This window comes from Flagellimonas nanhaiensis (assembly GCF_003382275.1).
GTDB classification, from domain to species: Bacteria; Bacteroidota; Bacteroidia; order Flavobacteriales; family Flavobacteriaceae; genus Flagellimonas; species Flagellimonas nanhaiensis.
Window position 1 is genome coordinate 16268 of sequence record NZ_QTJX01000005.1, and the last position, 17332, is coordinate 33599.

The window sequence follows — 17332 nt, forward strand, 5'->3', positions numbered from 1 at the left end:
CCTTATTGATCTACGATCATGCCATCTTCCATTTGAATGATTCGGTCTGTACGTTTGGCAAAATCTTCATCGTGCGTGACCACCAATAAGGAAAGTCCCTGTTCCTCCTTCAGGCTTTTAAAGATGTTGAATACATTTTCCGAGTTGTGGCTGTCCAGATTCCCAGTAGGTTCATCCCCCATTAGAATTGTTGGGTTGTTGATCAATGCTCGGGCGATGGCCACACGCTGTTTTTCACCTCCTGAAATTCTAGATGCCCTTTGATGGGCTAAATGCCCTATGTGCAACATTTCCAATTTTTCTTGTGCGTCCTTTGCAATTTCGGCGTTGGATTTTTCAGCTAATTTCTTTGCCGGAAGCATTACGTTTTCCAACACACTGAACTCAGACAACAGATAATGGAACTGAAACACAAAACCAATATGCTTGTTTCGTATTCTGGAGAGTTCCTGATGGCTTTTCCCTGAGACCAATTCTTGATTGAGAAACAGTTCCCCTGTATAATCGGTGTCCATAGTGGAAAGTATGTACAGCAATGTGGATTTTCCAGAGCCTGATTTCCCCATAATAGAGGCAAATTCACCCTCATGTACTCCAAAGGAAATATCTTTCAGAACATGAAAATCCTTGGGTTTATAGAAGTGTTTGTTGATATTTTTAGCTTCTAGGACAAGATTCATACACTAAGTACCTCTTATAATTTTTACCGGATCTATTTTTTTGGCACGTTTTGAGGGCAAGTACCCTGCAACAAATGTGGAAATCAATGCAAACGTTATCCCAATAATGTAATACGCCATGTTGTAATTAACTGGAAATGTGGATATGGTGGGAAGGGCCTCGGTTTCAAAAGGAGCACGATCTATAACCGTGGACAGTAAAAAACCAATGGTCAGCCCTAAAACCCCGCCGATAAGCCCTATGATCATGGCTTGACTCATAAAAATCAATTGCACGTCCCTGCCCGAAAATCCGGTGGCCTTTAAAATGGCGATATCCTTCATTTTTTCATAAATGAGCATATTCAGGATGTTGTAAATTCCAAAACCAGCCACAATTAGTAACGTAATGGACACGGCATAAGTAATCATGTTCCTGATGCTGGAACCAGTTTCGAACTGGGCGTTGGCCTGATTAATATCTATTGCCTTTGCATTGAATTGTTTTTCCAACAATCTAGCCATAGGTTCGGCCTTTTGGATATCGAACAATTTTATATTGATGTCGGTCACATAGTTTTCAGCTTCGCCTTCAATGCGTTGAACAGTTTTAAGATTGGCAAAGCTTTGTATATTATCGATATCGGCAATCCCACTTTGATATATGCCCACAATTTTTAAAGGAAAAATATTCCCCGAAACTGTACTGATTTGAACCCGGTCTCCAACGGACAAGGACATTTTTTCTGCCAATCCGGCCCCGAGTAGAATTCCGTCGTCAAGATTATTCAAAGCCTCTGGAGTACCTTCCACTATGTTATCCTGAATGTTGGAAAGTCGAGCCTCTTCCATGATATCTACTCCGATAAGGTTTCCACCCAGTTCAATGGACCCGGAGAGATAAAAGATTTGTGCCCTAAGTTGTGGAGTTGCCCCCTTGACATTTGGATGCGATTTGAGGTGGTTCAATATGGGCAGGGCATTGTGTATTTTTTTCTGGCTTTGTTTGGGCTTGATGGAATGCACAACGTTTAAGGCATCTTTAAACTCATCATAAAGTGCAATAGGTTGCTTTTCCGATGGCCGTATTTCGTTGTACATATGGATGTGGGGCGTCTGATTAAGAATCAGGTCATCTAACATGCCATTAAGACCGGTCATAAAACTTACCAAGGTAATATAGGCCCCAATTCCAAAGGTTACCCCAAGGGTGGCCGTTACCGTGGATTTCATCTTGGTAATTAGATGCGTTTTGGCTATGCCCAATATAACTTGCCAATTGATCATCTTTCAGGCCTATAGATTGCTGTATTTTCGTTGATTCCCTGTAATACTTCCACCCGATCCAGGTTTTGAAGACCAATGGTGATTTCCGTTTCGCCTTCTTCTGTAATTACTTTGGATTCACCAACAAGATATTCCTTGGGAATGGTCAAGGTTTCTTTTTTTTCCGCAATTATGATGTTTCCCTCTCCGGAAAGTCCAGGATATAGTGTGGCCGGAGGGTCTTTAAAAAGAGCTTCCACTTTGAAAGTTTGCGACCTCTCATCTTTTCTGGGATAGATTTTTTCCAAAACAGCTTCAAAAACTTCCGAATTATAGGCATCCAATGTTATGTAGACTTTTTGGCCCAGGGTCAACTTAACAATATCCACCTCATCCACCAGTAATTCCACCACAAATTTGTTGCTCTGGCCAACCGAAGCTACGGGCTCCATGGTGTTCACTATTTCTCCGGGCTCTTTAAAAAGAGCGTACACTTTACCATTTATTTTACTGGTAATGGTAAAGTCCTCGGAGTTGGTAAGCGAGGTTTTATAATTGTTTTCCGCTTGCTGCAGAACAGTTTCCAATTCATTTTTTGTACGATCGTACTTCCGTTTGAGCAGTTTTAAGTTGTTTTGTGAGAGTTCGTAGGCCAGTTTTCTGTTATCAAACTCTACCTTTGATCCAATGTTTTGGTCCCAAAGGTTCTTTTGCCTGAAATAGTTGATGGAATCATTTTTGTAGGTGAGCTCCGCTGCCCGGATTTCATCTAGAATTCCGGTGAGTATTGCAGCGTTTCCACCATAGTTTTCTCTGGCCAATTGCAGCGCCAATTGGGCATTTTTCATGTTGAGCTCTGGCGAGGTATTGATGATCTGAAGAATTTTATCATCTTTTTTGACTTCATCACCTTCCTCTACCCAAATTATATCCAAAATTCCAATTACAGCCGAATAGGCTTGATACAAGCTATCTGGTTGTACCGTAGCAGAGGCATAAACCGATTCCGTTAAGGGCATTTTTTCCGGAAAGATTTTTTCTGTGCTGTCACCACAAGAAACTAAACCAAGAAAAACAAAAAGGATGGGAAACAAATATTTCATCTTGAAAGGGTGTGAGCGTCCAAATTACTAATAAAAATATTGCTTAAAACATGAGCTTGATCAGTATGGGATTTATCTAGGTATGGATGTTGCACCAATCCTAAAACAAATGGAAAAGTAGTTGTTTTTTTCCGCCCTTAATAGGTTCAAGGACTTTGGTTTAGATTCCATTTTTTCAATTCCCAGTTGTCTTCGTTTTTAACCGCAATCAATTTGTCGTTGAGAATTTTTGAAAGAATCAAGGGCATTTTGTAACGCTTTTTTGTCATTTGGATATTGTACCGCCTACTCAAAAATTCGACGATATTTCCTTTGGAGTCCACTAAAACCTCGTAGAATTTATATTCATAAATATCCAACTTGAATTCGTTTTGACCTCTTTTAACCTTTTCAAACATGACTCCGGTAGTAAATCCATTCTCAAATGGCCTAACATTTAAGAATTGATGCTCTATGACCAGATCCCCTTTGGTGTTGATGAAGCCAAAAACGGGAATATCGTCAACCTTCTTTTGAACAATGCAGAGTCCATCTGAGAATTTGGGATAAAGCACGGAGCGTATATCATCATGGGCAGTTTCGCCCGTTTTGTTCCAATAGATATCATCCCTAAAATTGATGATGATATTACCGAGGTCGTCAATAAAGGCCCAATGGTTTCCTTTTTGAATGGCAGCAAGTCCCTCATGAAAAGGAGTAACTTGATCTAGATTTTTTGGCAATTGGGCACTTAAACCAGCACACCAGATTGCTATCAGTATGGCGATAATCTTTTTCATGGCAGTAATTTTTTGTGATTCTTATAAAGTTCAACCGTGCATGGATTATGTGAAATGACCTGGGTCATGGACTAAGAGTTTACCTAGATTTATTTTTGAATTAAAACTGCACAAAATGGAAACTATACCTGGAATTAATGTTACGGATTCCGCGTTTTCTTTTCATTGGAAAAGCCGAGTTCTTTTAACCGCCGAGATGAGTGTAATGAAAAAAATATTGGTACCTGTGGATTTTTCCGAGCATTCTGGCTATGCCTTGGATGTTGCTTCGCAAATTGCAAAAAAGCATGAAGCAGGGATTGTTATTTTGCACATGTTGGGATTGTCAGAATCGGTCATGGCCAAATCTGAAATGGAAGAGAGACAGGAAGCAAAATACTATTTGGACCTTACCAAGGACAAGATTCGGGAATTTACAAACAAGGAATCCCTTAAGGACATACCTCTGGAAGCCATTATTCAAAATTATAAGGATTTTAGTGAGGTAAACTATGTGGCCGAAGAACAGAATTGCGATTTAATAGTAATTGGCTCACATGGAACCAGTGGCTTTAGTGAGATTTTTGCGGGTTCAAATGCGGAAAAGGTGGTGAGGACTTCCAGTATCCCGGTTTTAGTAATCAAAAAGCCCCATGAAGACTTTCAAATTAAAAAAATGGTATTTGCTTGTGATTTAAAGCCGGAGAACATTCCTGCCTATCACAAGGCTGTAGCATTTGCTCAGCTTTTTTCCGCTTCAATTGAGATTGTATTTGTGAACACTTCCGGGGCCAACTATATGGGGTTCTCGGATGTTGAGCATAAAATCAGGGATTTTAATAAAGAACTAGGGGAAGAAGCGCCAATAAAAATTTATAACTACCACAGTGTGGAAAAGGGCATCTTTAATTTTTGCCTTGAACATGGAGCCGATCTTTTGGCAATTCCCACTCATGGAAAACGTGGAATAGCACATTTCTTTAAGGGAAGTAGGGCAGAGGACGTTGCCAATCATGCCAAGCTTCCGGTTTTGACCATAAAACTTTGATTATTCGTTGAACAACAGTTCAATACGTCCCAGCATAATCAATTCAGATTTATTGTTTCCGGCAAACGCGGAGGATATTGCCCTTGCTGTCAGTTTGATCAATTGTTTGATTTTTTCAGGGAAGAGCGTCTTATGCTCCATATAAAAATCTTTAAACTCCTGGAACATTCCGTCTGACTTTTGTCCGTATTCCAATAGCTGGTTAAAAATGGTCTCAATCTGAAAAGCGGCATCATTGCCATATTCATCTTTAATGTCATCCACATCCAACCAATGCTCCCGCACCACTTCCTTCAATCTTTCAATTTCTTGAATATGAATGCTGTGGTCTGCCAAGGCCACGGCATAGAACAATCTTCCCAAGTTTTGATAAAATTCCTTTCCCTGCTTTTTCCTTGTATCCAACATTTTCTTAACTTTTGATGCTCAGGACTAAATATAGTCATGGAAATTACCTCTACCCATGACCTAAATCAGTAACTTTAAATTGTGAAGCTGTTTGAAAAGAAAGATGTTTTTAAGATACTCTCAGAGGTAGTTTATGAGGGTATTCTTATTGTCAATGACCAACAGGTAATAGCGGCTAGCAATACCATGGCCAATGAGATGTTTGGTTACCCTAAAGATGGTCTCAATGGGCAAGAGTTACAAGTATTGATTCCCAAAAAAGCAAGAAATCAGCATAAAAGAGATGCTGGGGGGTTCATCAAAAAAGGGGAAAAAAGGGAAATGGGCGCGGACTTGGACCTTTTTGGGGTTCGACAGGATGGCAGTGAATTTCCTTTAGAAATCAGCCTTAATCCATTTGTTCTATTAAGAAAGCGGTATGTAATGGCCATTGTGGTGGACATTACCGAACGCAAGAAGGCTGAACAGGCAATTGACCACTGGTATAGGATTTTTAATGAATCCCTAAATGAAATTTACGTCTTCGATGTAAATACATTACAGTTCTTAAATGTAAATCATGGCGCCCAACGGAACCTTGGCCACTCTATGCAGGAGTTGGACCAAATGGCCATCTTGGATGTAATGCCGGAACTTTCAAAGGAGAGTTTTAGAAGACTGGTGTGGCCTTTGCAAAATAGCAAGTCCGAGAAGATTGATTTTGAAAGCGTTTTTCAAAGAAAGGATAAAACCCAATACCCCGTTGAAGTACACCTGCAGCTTTCAAAAATTGCAAAGAAAGAGGTGTGTGTAATGATTGTTTTGGATATCACTGATCGAAAGAACTATACCCAAAGATTAGAGCAAACAGTTGAAGAGCGCACACAACAGTTGAGCGAGGCCCTGAAAGCAGAGAAGAAATTGAACGAGCTCAAGACAAAATTCCTTTCCTTGGTTTCCCATGAGTTTAAGACCCCGCTGACCAGTATTTTAACGTCGACTTCCTTGTTGTCCAAGTATACAGAAACTGATCAGCAAGAAAAAAGGGATAAGCATATAACTACAATTAAGTCCAAGGTAAAGTACCTGGACAATATACTTTCTGATTTTCTTTCTGTGGAGCGATTGGACTCTGGCAAGGTCAGGTATAACATCACTAGTTTTCCTTTGAGCAAGTTGATCAATGAAGTGATCTATGATTCCAATACCCTGCTGAAAGAAGGACAAAGAATCCTATATCCAAAGGATATAGATGGAATAAACATTACATTTGATGAGAAGATTTTGGCACTGGCCCTATCCAATTTGGTGCTCAATGCAATCAAATATTCATCTGAAGGCACAAATGTCAGGTTGAAGGTAATCAATGGGAAGAAACAGCTTAAAATTGAAGTAATTGACAAAGGGTTTGGTATACCACAAGAAGATCAGCCTTTCATTTTTGATCGCTATTTTAGGGCAAGCAATGTATTGACAACCCAGGGAACAGGAATTGGTCTGAATACGGTCAGAAGACACATGCAAAATTTAGAAGGAGATATTTGTTTTAAAAGTAAACAGGGTGAAGGTTCAACATTTACATTGACCATACCTATAAAACCTAATGGAAATGAAAAAGATTCTATTGGTTGAGGATGATGCCTCATTACGTGAAAATGTTGAAGAACTATTGGATCTGTCCGGGTTTCGGGTTTTTGCAGCTGCCAATGGCCAACAAGCCGTTGAAATGGCCAAAATTGAACATCCAGACCTTGTTCTATGTGACATTATGATGCCGGAAATGGACGGTTACGAGGTACTGGAGCAATTGTCTTCATGTGAAACCACAAGACATATCCCGTTCATATTTGTATCTGCAAAGACCGAGCGCCATGAGGTAAGAAAGGGAATGGAATTGGGAGCAGATGACTACCTGACCAAACCTTTTGAGGAGGATGAACTGCTCAATGCCATAAATACAAGATTGGAGAAGGCGGAACAAATGGAATCTGCGTTCTTGGAAAGAAACAAGGCGAAAAAGAAAGAAGGGGATATTAGATCATTGAACGAGCTCAAAAACTTTTTTGATGACCATGGCGTTAGCACAACATACAAAAAAGAACAGACCATTTACAGTGTTGGGGATCATTCCAATACAATATACCTTATTCTAAAAGGGGTTGTAAAGTGTTGTAGATTAGATGAAGAGGGAAAAGAACTCATAACCACCATTTATTCTGCGGATGATTTTCTGGGTTTCACATCCTTGACCGAACATACTCCGTATGAAGAATATGCCATTGCCATTGAGGAGGTAGAGCTCGCGGGAATCCCAAAAGTACGTCTGAAGTCAATTTTGGAAGAAAATCAAAATGTTTCCCTGGAACTGATGAATATCATGGCAGGTGATTTGGCGCAGATAAAAAAACAATTGTTGCAGATGGCCTATAGCTCGGTCAGGAAAAAAACGGCCCAGACCCTGTTGATGTATGCAAAGGCAATAAGCAAAGGCAATCAAAAAGTGCTGAAAATAGCCAGAAGCGACCTCGCAGGCGTGGCGGGCATTGCTACTGAAAGTCTGATCAGAACCCTTTCCGATTTCAAAAGTGAAGGTTTAATAGCCATTGAGAACAGAAACATTAGAGTTTTGGATAAAGAAGCTCTAGAAAATGTGCATTGAGCTAAAATACAGGTCATTTGTAAAAAGTAAATGATATTGGTCATTTAGTATTCTTCACGGAATGACCAACTTGTGGGCTCATTCGGTTTGTATGAAAAATATTTTGGTCCCCACGGATTTTTCAGAAAACTCTAAGAATGCCCTCAAATATTCCCAAATATTGTTCAATTCTTTAGAGTGCAATTTTTACATCTTGTTTGTAGGGACCCTCTTGGATTCACAAACGAATTCATTTGGGGTGCTCCCTAAACTCAACAACGATGAGCCCAAAGAGGACGCCAAAGAAAGATTGGCCGATTTGGTGGACGGGTTCAAAAAACAAAATACAAATGGCAAACATCATTTTTACCCCCTTCTGGAGTTCGGTTTCTTTGTTCCCACCATACGGAAACAATTGGAGGAAAAAGATATTGAGCTCATTGTAATGGGGACCAAGGGCGCTTCAGGTTTAAAGGAGAAGGTAGTGGGCAGCAATGCTGGCGATGTCATTACTAAAGTACAATGCAATACGCTGGTCATACCCAATGATGTAGAATTCCACCTTCCACAAGAAATAGCCTTCCCCACGGATTTCAATATATTTTATTCGCACTACATCCTGAGGTCCATAGAGGAGATGCTAGAGGTGGGAAGCGGTAAACTAAGGATAATGAATGCCATAAGAAATGGAGATGGACTTAGTATAGAACAGGAGACCAACAAAGAATATCTTTTTGACTATCTGGAGGAAAGCTTTCAGGAAAGATTCAGCTTCCACACGGTCACCAATAAAAATGTTAAATCGGCCATTCAATGTTTTGTGGAAAGTAGGGATGTAGAGATGATCATTATGGTGGCCAAGAACCTCAACTTCATAGAACAGATTCTTTTTGATCCCATCGTGGAAAAAATCAGTTTCCACACAAAGATTCCATTTTATGTGATCCATGAGTAGGATGATTTGTCAAAAATAGCATTGACCAAAATCATTTTTTAGGATTAGCCCCTCGGTTACCTTTGAAAAAAGAGTGGTTATGCGAACGGTCCTTATTCCTACTGATTTTTCGAACAATGCATTGCAGGCACTTAAATATGCCCAAGAACTGTACAAATGCAAACGAACATGTTTTTTTATTCTACACGCCTTTGCCGATGAGGTCTACGGGGAGTACAAAACAACCCCACAAGAAGAAATCAAGAAGGCCGAAGAAAAGAAAAGGAGGGAGATAGAGGAGAAGTTGGATAAGTTGGTCGAAGAAGTAATGGACCACCCGCCAAATCCATTGCACACATTTGAAACCATTGCATCTTTTGACAATCTGGTGGATGGTATCAATGATTTTGTGAACGAAATGAACATTGATATGGTCATTATGGGTACCAAAGGGGAAACCAGTGACCATAAAACCACATTTGGCAGTTATACCATAGAGGTCTTTAAATATGTGCAATGCCCGGTGTTGGCAGTGCCAAAGGACTTTGAGTACAAACAGCCCAAAACCATACTTTTCCCTACAGATTATATGCTTCCGTACAAACGAAGGGAACTAAAACTACTGGGAGATTTAGCAGGAGACCTTAAATCGGAGATTCATTGTCTCTATATAACAGATTTTGAGGTGTTGAGCCCTAGACAAGAGGACAACAAACTATTCTTGGAGGGAGCCCTTAACCGAGCCTACCTATCCTTTGATACTACCTCGGTAAAGAACAAGGCAGAGGCAATAATGGAGTACATAAAAGAAAAAGACGTGGGTATGCTAGTGATGGTGAACTCCAGACATTCCTTTTTTGAGGATATGCTCTATAGATCCACCGTTGATTTATTGAGCCTAAAGGTCAAGGTGCCATTTTTGGTGATGCAGAACCTACACAGATAACATAAAACAAACGCAATGAAACAGATTTTGCTACCTACCGATTTCTCCAAGAATGCATGGAATGCTATAGCATATGCCCTTGAATTCTTCAAGAATGAGGAGTGCAAATTCTTCTTGCTGAATACCTATACTCCTTCTTTTTACCGAGTGGATTATTTGGTCGGCGGACCTGTGCTCAGTGCAATTCCCGATGTTGGGGTTGACATTTCGCTTAAGGGATTGGAAATTACCCTGGAGCGTATCCAAAAAGAGTACAAGAACCCTAAGCACCAGTTTGAAAGTTTATCTGCCTTCAACACGTTGACAGACGAAATTGGTGAAATCTGTGAGGATAAAGCTATAGATATGGTGGTAATGGGAACTCAAGGTGCATCAGGGGCCAAGGAGTTTTTTTTGGGTTCCAACACGGTCCATGTCATAAGAAAGTCTACAGTTCCGGTACTGGCGGTTCCAAGTGGGTATCAATATCAACCCATTGAAAAAGTTTTACTTCCCACTGGATATTGGTCAAAATATAAACCCCATGAAATTGCTCCCTTGATCAATTTGGTCAAAGAATGTAGTGCCACCCTTCATGTGGTCCATGCTGTGGAGGAGCCGGACTTCACTCAGGCACAAGAAAAAAACAAAGAACACCTACAACAACTATTGAGTGGACTTTCAACCATTTTTGAGGATGTTCTAGATGCATATATGCCGAACATTGTCCATTCCTATGTAGAGGAGAACCAAATGGGGCTTATTGCAATGATGAACAGAAAACATTCTTTTTTGGACAGGCTTGTTCTAAAACAGAATGTAGATTCCGTAGGGTACCACTGTTCGGTTCCCTTTCTAGTACTTCCGGACTCGGCCAGGATTTCTAAATAAAAGACGATGAAAAATATTCTGTTGCTCACCGATTTTTCTGAAAATGCGTGGAATGCCATATTTATGGCCACCAAACTTCATACAGATTTGGAATGCAAGTTTTATCTGCTGAACACTTACGAACCCAAAACCCAAAACGTAGCAGGATTTAAAAGTAGTTCGCGGGCTGGGGTTGTTTACAAATCCCTATCGGAAGCATCACAAGCAGAATTGGCAAAAGCCAAAGAGTATTTAGATACAAACCACAAGAATTCAAAACATAGTTTTGAAGTACTTTCCGTTGCTGGGGATTTAGTTGAAACCATTGAACAATTAGTGTCCAGATATGATTTGGACGCCATAGTTATGGGAACCAAGGGCTCAACCGCAGCCAAAGAGATTTTTATGGGAAGTAATGCGGTAAAAGTGCTTAAAAAAGTAAAGAACTGTGCCATTTTGGTGGTGCCAGAGGCCTTTAACTTCCAAAAATTGCAATTGGTGGTCTTTCCAACGGAGTATGCTCATTTTTACCCCAAAAATGTATTGTGCCCACTGCTTCAATTATTCCGACAATGGAAACCTCAGATAAACGTATTCCATGTTGCCCAAGAATTTAAACTGTCAGAATTGCAACAGGCCAATAAGGAGGTTTTAAAAAAGCGTTTTGGAGATTACCCTACTTCATTTCATAGAGTGGAAATCAGGACAACTGTAGCGGAAGCAATCAGACAGTTTACAGAAGAGCAAAAAGCCGATATGATAGTACTTACCAATCACTCTCATGGTTTTTTTGAAGGATTGACCCAGGAACCTGTGGTAAAAAAAGTGAGCTTTAGGACCCAGGTGCCTCTACTGGTGCTACCAGATTTTGACGGATAACCTAAAATAGTTTTCGTATGAAACGAATAGTATTGCCCACCGATTTTTCCGAGAATGCGTGGAACGCAATTGAATATGCGTTGTCCATTTTCAAAGAAGCTCCTTGTGAGTTTTTTGTTATAAACGCTTTTAAAGTAGGCTCCTCAGGACTTACTACAAAAAGAGCGAAGTTAAATGAGACCAGACTTTTTAGAATATTAAAAGAGGAATCTGAACAAGGGCTTGAAAAGGTGTTGAAAAGAATCAAGTCCATAGATCAGAATCCAGAACATACCTTCACAACATTGTCCATAGTAGATAGTCTTACCAATGCAGTGGGTAGAACGGTCTATGGAAAAGAGGTTGATTGTATAATTATGGGAACCAAAGGGGCTACCGGTCTTAAGGAAGTATTTATGGGAAGCAATACCTACAAAATTATCAAGGATATCAATTTCTGCCCTATTATAGCCGTTCCTGAAGAGTATAAAAGTGAGGGAACCATCAACACAATTTTACTGGCAACAGGCTATGAACATCTCTACGAAGCCTATGAGTTTAAACCCTTAATAGAAATTGCAAAACTGTTTGATTCCAAGGTTCAAATCACCTATGTTGGAAACCCCGAAGAGCTAAGTCCACAACAGAAAAATGCCCGTGACCTTATAAAAGAACACCTAAAATCTGTAAATCATAAGTTTGTGGACGTTGACAGCGGGGCATCCGTTAGTACAACAATACAGGATTTGGTGGAGAACAACGAAAAGATAGATATGGTGGCCATGATCAATTATTGGCATGGCTTTTTTGAAAAATTGACCCGTGAAGCTGTCATCAAAAAGATATCGTTCAATACTTCAGTGCCATTTTTGGTAACACACCTTTTTGAATAAAAACACTACAAAAAGGATTGTAACGTCTGTATTATGGACTGTTTTTGCAATACCCCTGATTGCCGCCAGAGTTGCTTTCCATTTTTAAATGCAATCATCGTGGGGACTCCCCTAACTTGATATTTGCTGGCCAAAGATTGGTTTTTATCCACATCAATCTTGATTATTCTGATAGCACTCCCCATCTCTTCCTTTACTTCCTTCAAAATAGGGGCCAACATTTTACAGGGGCCACACCAATCCGCATGAAAATCAATCAATACCAATTGATCCGTACCAATGATTTCCGAAAAGCTTGCTTTCATCTGTTTTGCAATTATGACCGCAATTTATAAAATCGGATTTTCTCTCCAATTGATGGATATCATAGTATGAAAGTACCTGCTGCTATAGTTTTATATGATGTAGGGTTGAAACTAATCCAATGAAAAAGATACTATTGCCAACAGACTTCTCGGAAAACGCATTCAATGCAATGTGCTATGCTGTGGAATTGCTCCAGAGCACAACATGTATATTTTTTATTGTTCATGCGTACACACCTGCCCTTTACAGGGTGGATTATTCCATGGGAAGTCCTGGTAAATTTGGATTGCCAGATGACCATCAACACTTGGCCGAAACAACCTTGGATAAGATTGTAAAGCGTTTAAGGAAACTATATCCCAACCCTAAACATACCTATGTTCCGCATGCTGCCTTCAATACTTTGGATGACGAAATGTGTTCCGTGGTAAAGAACGAGAACATAGATATGATTATAATGGGTACCCAGGGAGCTACTGGAGCCAAAGAGGTTCTTTTTGGTTCCAATACAGTACATATTTTTAGGAAGGTGGGCATTCCGGTACTGGCGGTTCCCTCGACCTATAAATTTTCGGCTCTCAAAGAAATCGCGTTCCCAACGGACTACGAGATAGACTATAAACGCACGGAGCTTGATGTAATACTTTGGTTGTCCAAAATTTGGGAAAGTAAGATAAACGTCATACACGTTACAGCTCCGCAAGGATTGACATCGGAGCAGAAAAAATATAAAAGGGCTTTGGAAAAGATGATCAAAGACACGCCTCATCAAGTTCATGACTTACCTGACCAAGAATTGATAAATGCCATAAATGTTTTTCAAGAGCGCGTTCCATTTGGTTTACTGGTCATGGTAAAGAACAAACATTCTTTTTTGGAACGCCTTTTTGTTGAACCCGTGATAAGAAACATCGGATTGCACTCCAATGTTCCCTTTTTAGTACTTCCATATAAATCTAAATCTTAAGACATGTTACAATTGCTGGTACCTACCGATTTTTCAGATAACTCATACAATGCTCTATTCTATGCTGCGCATCTATTGGAAGATGAAGAATGCACATTCCATGTTCTCAATGTTTATGCTGATGGCGGACAAGTAGCCAAAGATGAATCAAAGGAAGGTCTCGATTCCATTGTGCACAGATTGGTCCGGGATGTTGGGAAGAATCAAAGACATACGTTTAAAAAAACCGGGTTACACTCAAATTTAATAGACGGTGTGGCACAGTATGCCAAAGAAAATAATTTCGACCTTATGGTTATTGGTAATAAAGGACATGATGAAATGAAAGATATTTTGTTCGGAAACAATGCAATGCAATTGGTTCGGGAAATTACCTGTTGCCCCATTTTGATAGTTCCTCTGGAGATAGACTTTAAAAAAGTATCTAAAATGGCCTTTATCTCCAACTATGCCAATCCCATTACTTCCAAGAACGTTGAAGCTCTAAAATTCATTACCGGAGTCGCCAAATGTGAATTGGTGCCCATGACCATTGAAGAAGGAAAGGAAGATAACACCGCATCCAAGAACAAAGCGGATTTCTTTACGGCATTTTCCAATGGAATGTCCAAGGAAATAGAAATGCCTGTGCTCCAAAACAAGGCCAAGACCATTCTGGAGTTCGTGGATCTATGGAGTATTGATATGCTCTGCATGGTGTATTATCCACATCATTTTTTCTTGGAATTTATAGGCAAGGGAATCATTAAGGAATTGAATGTGAAATTGGATTTGCCATTTTTGATTTTACCCCAGGCCAAAAATTGACCTTCGTCATGTTTTAAAAGCATAATGTAAACTAGCTTTAAGGAAAACCAAAGCTATATCAAATGGACAAGCGAGTTTTATTGCCCACAGATTATTCCCGGAATGCATTGAATGCATTGCGCTATGCAATGCAACTTTACAAAGATGTTGAATGCGATTTTTACGTGTTGAACGCCTTTCAAGTTTCTGGGTATACTTTGGACAGTATGATGGTTCCCGAACCTGGTGAACGTCTTTATGAAACTGCAAAGAAAGATTCCCGGGTAAAAATGGAGCGCTTAATGAAAATGATAAAGTTGTATCCTGAAAACCCAAAACATAGGTTTCATTCCATAAGTACGTTCAATAGCATTGTTGAGGCCATTAACCACGTCATAGCCGCAAAGGATATAGATATTGTTATCATGGGAACCAAAGGGCTCACTGAATCCCGAGCTAGGATTTTTGGGACCAATACCGTAGCTGTAATGGAAAGAATCAAAGAATGCCCGGTCATTGCCGTGCCCGTGGACTATTCTTTTTCAACTCCAAAAGAAATTCTGTTTCCAACCGATTACAAGACCGATTATAAAAAACAGGAAATAGGACATCTGATAGAAATAGCCAAACTACATGATTCAAAAATCAATGTAGTGCATATTGACAAGGATAAGGATGGTAAATTGAGCAAGAGCGAAGAAGCCAATAAACAATTGTTGCAGGACATCTTGAATGGGTCGGATTATGAAATGCATTTTGTGCCTGGGGTCAAAGTGAGTAAGGGCATCAATCTTTTTATGGAGAACAAACCTTGTGATATGATAGCTTTCCTCAATCGTAAACATTGGTTTTTTGGAAGTATGCTTTCCAACCCATTGGTCAAGGAAATAGGGTATGACCCCACTATCCCAATTTTGGAACTCAATGATAATTGAAAAAGATAATAATGAAGCAAATAGGAATTTGGTTGGATAAACAGGAAGCGCTTGGAGTAATCTTGGAAGATGGGAAGGAAAAGAGCATTTTTACAATTCCTTCGGAATTGGATTTCTTTAACCCCAAAGGAGGCTCACGTTCAAAAACCAGATGGGGTCCCCAAGATGTAGTTCAGGACAGCAAATATTTAGAAACAGAGAAACATCAGCTAAAGCGATATTTTGCCAAAATTGCCCAGGAGCTGGTAGATGCGGACCAATTGGCATTGTTTGGCCCGGCCGAAGCACCTGATAAATTTATGAGAGAGCTGGAATCCAATTATCCTCAATTGGCCAATAAAGTAAAGCTTAAGGAAAAAACAGATAGTATGACTCAAAATCAATTTAAGGCGTTGGTCAAACGCTCCTTCAATGTAGACGACCGTTATCAATAATTCGTTTGACCACGCCCTAAATTGACCTAAATCATTTCAAATAGACCGACCAAACTTTATATTCATGAGTCGCCATTACTTAATGAACGGCACGGAATATGGTCAAAGAAAAGAAAATAGAGGTACTCAATTCCCAATTACAAAGATGGAAATCTCATCTTCAATTCATTGAGGACGAAATGACCTTTATTGAAAAACTATTGAACTCCTATGTCTTTGAGCCCAGGACACCCAATCTATTTGAGAGGTTAGTAACCTACAGACAAGAACTGCTAAAGTCAAAAAAGGAAAAAGAACGGCTTAAAAAGGCTGTTTTAAAGCACATAAACCTTTTAGGTGGAATTATCGAGTGCACACCGGAAATATGCGATAAGAATTTCTTTCAAAAGCACCATGCACTTCAGGACAAGGTGTTGCAATACTTTGATGATTACCTAAAACTAAAGACAGAGGTCTATAGTTATGCCGGTTCGGTGCTTAAAAGAAGAAAACCTTCATGTTGACATAGATCATTTTAGGCCCAAGGCCTGATTTTATATTGAAATAGAACATAATTCATTAATCTAAAAACCTGTTATTATGTCACTTGTTAAACTAAAGGGAAAACGATTCCCATGGAACGAAAGCCTGATTGATTTCTTCAACAGGGACACTTTCATTGATGACGATTTTTTCAACTTGGAGAAATCCCTTCCATCCATGAACGTGAAAGAACATGATGGTGATTTTGAAATTGAGATTGCAGCCCCCGGCTTTGAAAAAAAGGATTTTGAAATTACCATGAAGGATGACGTCTTGGAGGTTTCTGCCAAAAAAAGTAAGGAAGAAACCGAAAAAGATGAAGAGTATACCCGAAGGGAATTTAATTACAATGCGTTTACAAGAACCATGCAATTGCCCAATTCGGTAGATCAAACAAAGGATGTAAAGGCAACCTATGAGAACGGGATTTTAAGTCTCAATCTTCTTAAGAAAGATGGAGCAATGGAAAACCCAAAAAAGATAATCGAGGTTGTTTGATGTGGAACACGCGGCAAATGGATTCCATTTGCCGCTACAATATTGAAAATATGAAATCAAAAACCCAAAATAAATCATACAGAGAATGGTTCAGTGCAGACGAACTTCACGTAGAATCGAAAAAATGGAATTCTGAACTGGAATTTGCTAAGGATGAGCAAAAATTCTTGAACAATATGGTCAAGGATTACACCCTGGATATTATTGATGCAAACATGTTCAATACCATAAAACCAGTGGTTGAGATGCTGGACACTTTGGAAAAAGATTTACAAAAACTCTTCAAAAGGGTTCGATTACATGAAAATCAGTTGCAGATCATGGTGGATGATGTGGATCAAAAAAGAATGGAGAATGCCTATTTGGATACCCATGCCGATCTAAAAGAAGAAGTGGAAGAATACTTTGAACAGTATCGAGATACGAAAACCAAAATGTTCAACATTGTATCCAAAGTAATCAAAAAGAAAAAACAAAAAAGACTGCTCAACTAAGCAGTTCTGATGTGGCTGAAAGGTCATTTGCAAATCACCCTAATAAACCCA

The 17332-nt window shown here is 39.5% G+C and carries 21 protein-coding genes; 15 read left to right on the forward strand and 6 right to left on the reverse strand.

What is annotated here, in order from left to right:
* Positions 1 to 2: 2 nt before the first annotated feature.
* From DX873_RS15975 to DX873_RS15990, 4 genes are all read right to left on the reverse strand, one after another.
* Complete coding sequence (locus DX873_RS15975) at positions 3 to 680, reverse strand: ABC transporter ATP-binding protein (protein ID WP_116185500.1); 678 nt, start codon at positions 678 to 680, stop codon at positions 3 to 5.
* 3 nt (positions 681 to 683) lie between these two features.
* Complete coding sequence (locus DX873_RS15980) at positions 684 to 1946, reverse strand: ABC transporter permease (protein ID WP_116185501.1); 1263 nt, start codon at positions 1944 to 1946, stop codon at positions 684 to 686.
* A complete protein-coding gene (locus DX873_RS15985; protein ID WP_116185502.1) occupies positions 1943 to 3028 on the reverse strand; it encodes an efflux RND transporter periplasmic adaptor subunit in 1086 nt (361 codons plus the stop codon). Before DX873_RS15985 ends, DX873_RS15980 begins: the two co-directional genes overlap by 4 nt.
* Before the next feature lie 146 nt (positions 3029 to 3174).
* Positions 3175 to 3807, reverse strand: coding sequence for a WG repeat-containing protein (locus DX873_RS15990; protein WP_116185503.1), 633 nt, complete (start codon positions 3805 to 3807; stop codon positions 3175 to 3177).
* 115 nt (positions 3808 to 3922) lie between these two features.
* Between DX873_RS15990 and DX873_RS15995 the strand changes: the two genes are divergently transcribed.
* Positions 3923 to 4834: a universal stress protein gene (locus tag DX873_RS15995; protein WP_232520960.1), complete on the forward strand. Its 912-nt coding sequence runs from the start codon at positions 3923 to 3925 to the stop codon at positions 4832 to 4834.
* On the opposite strand, the gene DX873_RS16000 is transcribed toward DX873_RS15995, so the two are convergent.
* Positions 4835 to 5242 carry a hypothetical protein gene (locus tag DX873_RS16000; protein ID WP_116185504.1) on the reverse strand — a complete coding sequence of 136 codons (408 nt, stop codon included), beginning with the start codon at positions 5240 to 5242 and terminating at the stop codon, positions 4835 to 4837.
* An 81-nt stretch (positions 5243 to 5323) separates the two neighbouring features.
* Here DX873_RS16000 and DX873_RS16005 point away from each other — a divergent pair, with 81 nt between their 5' ends.
* From DX873_RS16005 to DX873_RS16035, 7 genes are all read left to right on the forward strand, one after another.
* Positions 5324 to 6853, forward strand: coding sequence for a sensor histidine kinase (locus DX873_RS16005; protein ID WP_181899538.1), 1530 nt, complete (start codon positions 5324 to 5326; stop codon positions 6851 to 6853).
* The gene (locus DX873_RS16010) at positions 6831 to 7880 is read left to right on the forward strand and encodes a response regulator (RefSeq protein WP_116185652.1); all 1050 of its coding nucleotides are present in this window, start codon (positions 6831 to 6833) and stop codon (positions 7878 to 7880) included. The genes DX873_RS16005 and DX873_RS16010 overlap by 23 nt, the downstream gene beginning before the upstream one ends.
* Before the next feature lie 91 nt (positions 7881 to 7971).
* Positions 7972 to 8814 carry a universal stress protein gene (locus DX873_RS16015; RefSeq protein WP_181899539.1) on the forward strand — a complete coding sequence of 281 codons (843 nt, stop codon included), beginning with the start codon at positions 7972 to 7974 and terminating at the stop codon, positions 8812 to 8814.
* A gap of 79 nt (positions 8815 to 8893) precedes the next feature.
* Positions 8894 to 9739, forward strand: a complete 846-nt coding sequence (locus DX873_RS16020) for a universal stress protein (RefSeq protein WP_116185506.1) — start codon at positions 8894 to 8896, stop codon at positions 9737 to 9739.
* 15 nt (positions 9740 to 9754) lie between these two features.
* Positions 9755 to 10609: a universal stress protein gene (locus tag DX873_RS16025; RefSeq protein ID WP_116185507.1), complete on the forward strand. Its 855-nt coding sequence runs from the start codon at positions 9755 to 9757 to the stop codon at positions 10607 to 10609.
* 6 nt (positions 10610 to 10615) lie between these two features.
* Entirely contained in the window at positions 10616 to 11467 is an 852-nt protein-coding gene (locus DX873_RS16030) for a universal stress protein (protein WP_116185508.1), read from the forward strand.
* A 17-nt stretch (positions 11468 to 11484) separates the two neighbouring features.
* Positions 11485 to 12339 carry a universal stress protein gene (locus DX873_RS16035; RefSeq protein WP_116185509.1) on the forward strand — a complete coding sequence of 285 codons (855 nt, stop codon included), beginning with the start codon at positions 11485 to 11487 and terminating at the stop codon, positions 12337 to 12339.
* 5 nt (positions 12340 to 12344) lie between these two features.
* Here the strand turns inward: DX873_RS16035 and trxA are convergent, their stop codons facing one another.
* Positions 12345 to 12644 (reverse strand): thioredoxin, encoded by a 300-nt coding sequence (gene trxA / locus DX873_RS16040; RefSeq protein WP_116185510.1) that lies wholly within the window; start codon positions 12642 to 12644, stop codon positions 12345 to 12347.
* A gap of 119 nt (positions 12645 to 12763) precedes the next feature.
* Between trxA and DX873_RS16045 the strand changes: the two genes are divergently transcribed.
* From DX873_RS16045 to DX873_RS16075, 7 genes are all read left to right on the forward strand, one after another.
* The gene (locus DX873_RS16045; protein ID WP_116185511.1) at positions 12764 to 13612 is read left to right on the forward strand and encodes a universal stress protein; all 849 of its coding nucleotides are present in this window, start codon (positions 12764 to 12766) and stop codon (positions 13610 to 13612) included.
* Between the two features lie 3 nt (positions 13613 to 13615).
* The gene (locus tag DX873_RS16050) at positions 13616 to 14419 is read left to right on the forward strand and encodes a universal stress protein (protein ID WP_116185512.1); all 804 of its coding nucleotides are present in this window, start codon (positions 13616 to 13618) and stop codon (positions 14417 to 14419) included.
* 62 nt (positions 14420 to 14481) lie between these two features.
* Positions 14482 to 15333, forward strand: a complete 852-nt coding sequence (locus DX873_RS16055) for a universal stress protein (RefSeq protein WP_116185513.1) — start codon at positions 14482 to 14484, stop codon at positions 15331 to 15333.
* 11 nt (positions 15334 to 15344) lie between these two features.
* Positions 15345 to 15767: a hypothetical protein gene (locus DX873_RS16060; protein WP_116185514.1), complete on the forward strand. Its 423-nt coding sequence runs from the start codon at positions 15345 to 15347 to the stop codon at positions 15765 to 15767.
* Positions 15768 to 15865: 98 nt separating this feature from the next.
* A complete protein-coding gene (locus DX873_RS16065) occupies positions 15866 to 16270 on the forward strand; it encodes a hypothetical protein (RefSeq protein WP_116185515.1) in 405 nt (134 codons plus the stop codon).
* 76 nt (positions 16271 to 16346) lie between these two features.
* Positions 16347 to 16787, forward strand: a complete 441-nt coding sequence (locus tag DX873_RS16070; protein WP_116185516.1) for an Hsp20/alpha crystallin family protein — start codon at positions 16347 to 16349, stop codon at positions 16785 to 16787.
* A gap of 50 nt (positions 16788 to 16837) precedes the next feature.
* Complete coding sequence (locus tag DX873_RS16075) at positions 16838 to 17281, forward strand: hypothetical protein (RefSeq protein WP_116185653.1); 444 nt, start codon at positions 16838 to 16840, stop codon at positions 17279 to 17281.
* Positions 17282 to 17332: the final 51 nt, after the last annotated feature.

Bases quoted from the DNA above. Each gene is read 5' to 3' on its own strand.
- DX873_RS15975 (WP_116185500.1), bottom strand. From the start codon at position 680: ATGAATCTTGTCCTAGAAGCTAAAAATATCAACAAACACTTCTATAAA.
- DX873_RS15980 (WP_116185501.1), bottom strand. From the start codon at position 1,946: ATGATCAATTGGCAAGTTATATTGGGCATAGCCAAAACGCATCTAATT.
- DX873_RS15985 (WP_116185502.1), bottom strand. From the start codon at position 3,028: ATGAAATATTTGTTTCCCATCCTTTTTGTTTTTCTTGGTTTAGTTTCT.
- DX873_RS15990 (WP_116185503.1), bottom strand. From the start codon at position 3,807: ATGAAAAAGATTATCGCCATACTGATAGCAATCTGGTGTGCTGGTTTA.
- DX873_RS15995 (WP_232520960.1), top strand. From the start codon at position 3,923: ATGGAAACTATACCTGGAATTAATGTTACGGATTCCGCGTTTTCTTTT.
- DX873_RS16000 (WP_116185504.1), bottom strand. From the start codon at position 5,242: ATGTTGGATACAAGGAAAAAGCAGGGAAAGGAATTTTATCAAAACTTG.
- DX873_RS16010 (WP_116185652.1), top strand. From the start codon at position 6,831: ATGAAAAAGATTCTATTGGTTGAGGATGATGCCTCATTACGTGAAAAT.
- DX873_RS16015 (WP_181899539.1), top strand. From the start codon at position 7,972: ATGAAAAATATTTTGGTCCCCACGGATTTTTCAGAAAACTCTAAGAAT.
- DX873_RS16020 (WP_116185506.1), top strand. From the start codon at position 8,894: ATGCGAACGGTCCTTATTCCTACTGATTTTTCGAACAATGCATTGCAG.
- DX873_RS16025 (WP_116185507.1), top strand. From the start codon at position 9,755: ATGAAACAGATTTTGCTACCTACCGATTTCTCCAAGAATGCATGGAAT.
- DX873_RS16030 (WP_116185508.1), top strand. From the start codon at position 10,616: ATGAAAAATATTCTGTTGCTCACCGATTTTTCTGAAAATGCGTGGAAT.
- DX873_RS16035 (WP_116185509.1), top strand. From the start codon at position 11,485: ATGAAACGAATAGTATTGCCCACCGATTTTTCCGAGAATGCGTGGAAC.
- trxA (WP_116185510.1), bottom strand. From the start codon at position 12,644: ATGAAAGCAAGCTTTTCGGAAATCATTGGTACGGATCAATTGGTATTG.
- DX873_RS16045 (WP_116185511.1), top strand. From the start codon at position 12,764: ATGAAAAAGATACTATTGCCAACAGACTTCTCGGAAAACGCATTCAAT.
- DX873_RS16050 (WP_116185512.1), top strand. From the start codon at position 13,616: ATGTTACAATTGCTGGTACCTACCGATTTTTCAGATAACTCATACAAT.
- DX873_RS16055 (WP_116185513.1), top strand. From the start codon at position 14,482: ATGGACAAGCGAGTTTTATTGCCCACAGATTATTCCCGGAATGCATTG.
- DX873_RS16060 (WP_116185514.1), top strand. From the start codon at position 15,345: ATGAAGCAAATAGGAATTTGGTTGGATAAACAGGAAGCGCTTGGAGTA.
- DX873_RS16065 (WP_116185515.1), top strand. From the start codon at position 15,866: ATGGTCAAAGAAAAGAAAATAGAGGTACTCAATTCCCAATTACAAAGA.
- DX873_RS16070 (WP_116185516.1), top strand. From the start codon at position 16,347: ATGTCACTTGTTAAACTAAAGGGAAAACGATTCCCATGGAACGAAAGC.
- DX873_RS16075 (WP_116185653.1), top strand. From the start codon at position 16,838: ATGAAATCAAAAACCCAAAATAAATCATACAGAGAATGGTTCAGTGCA.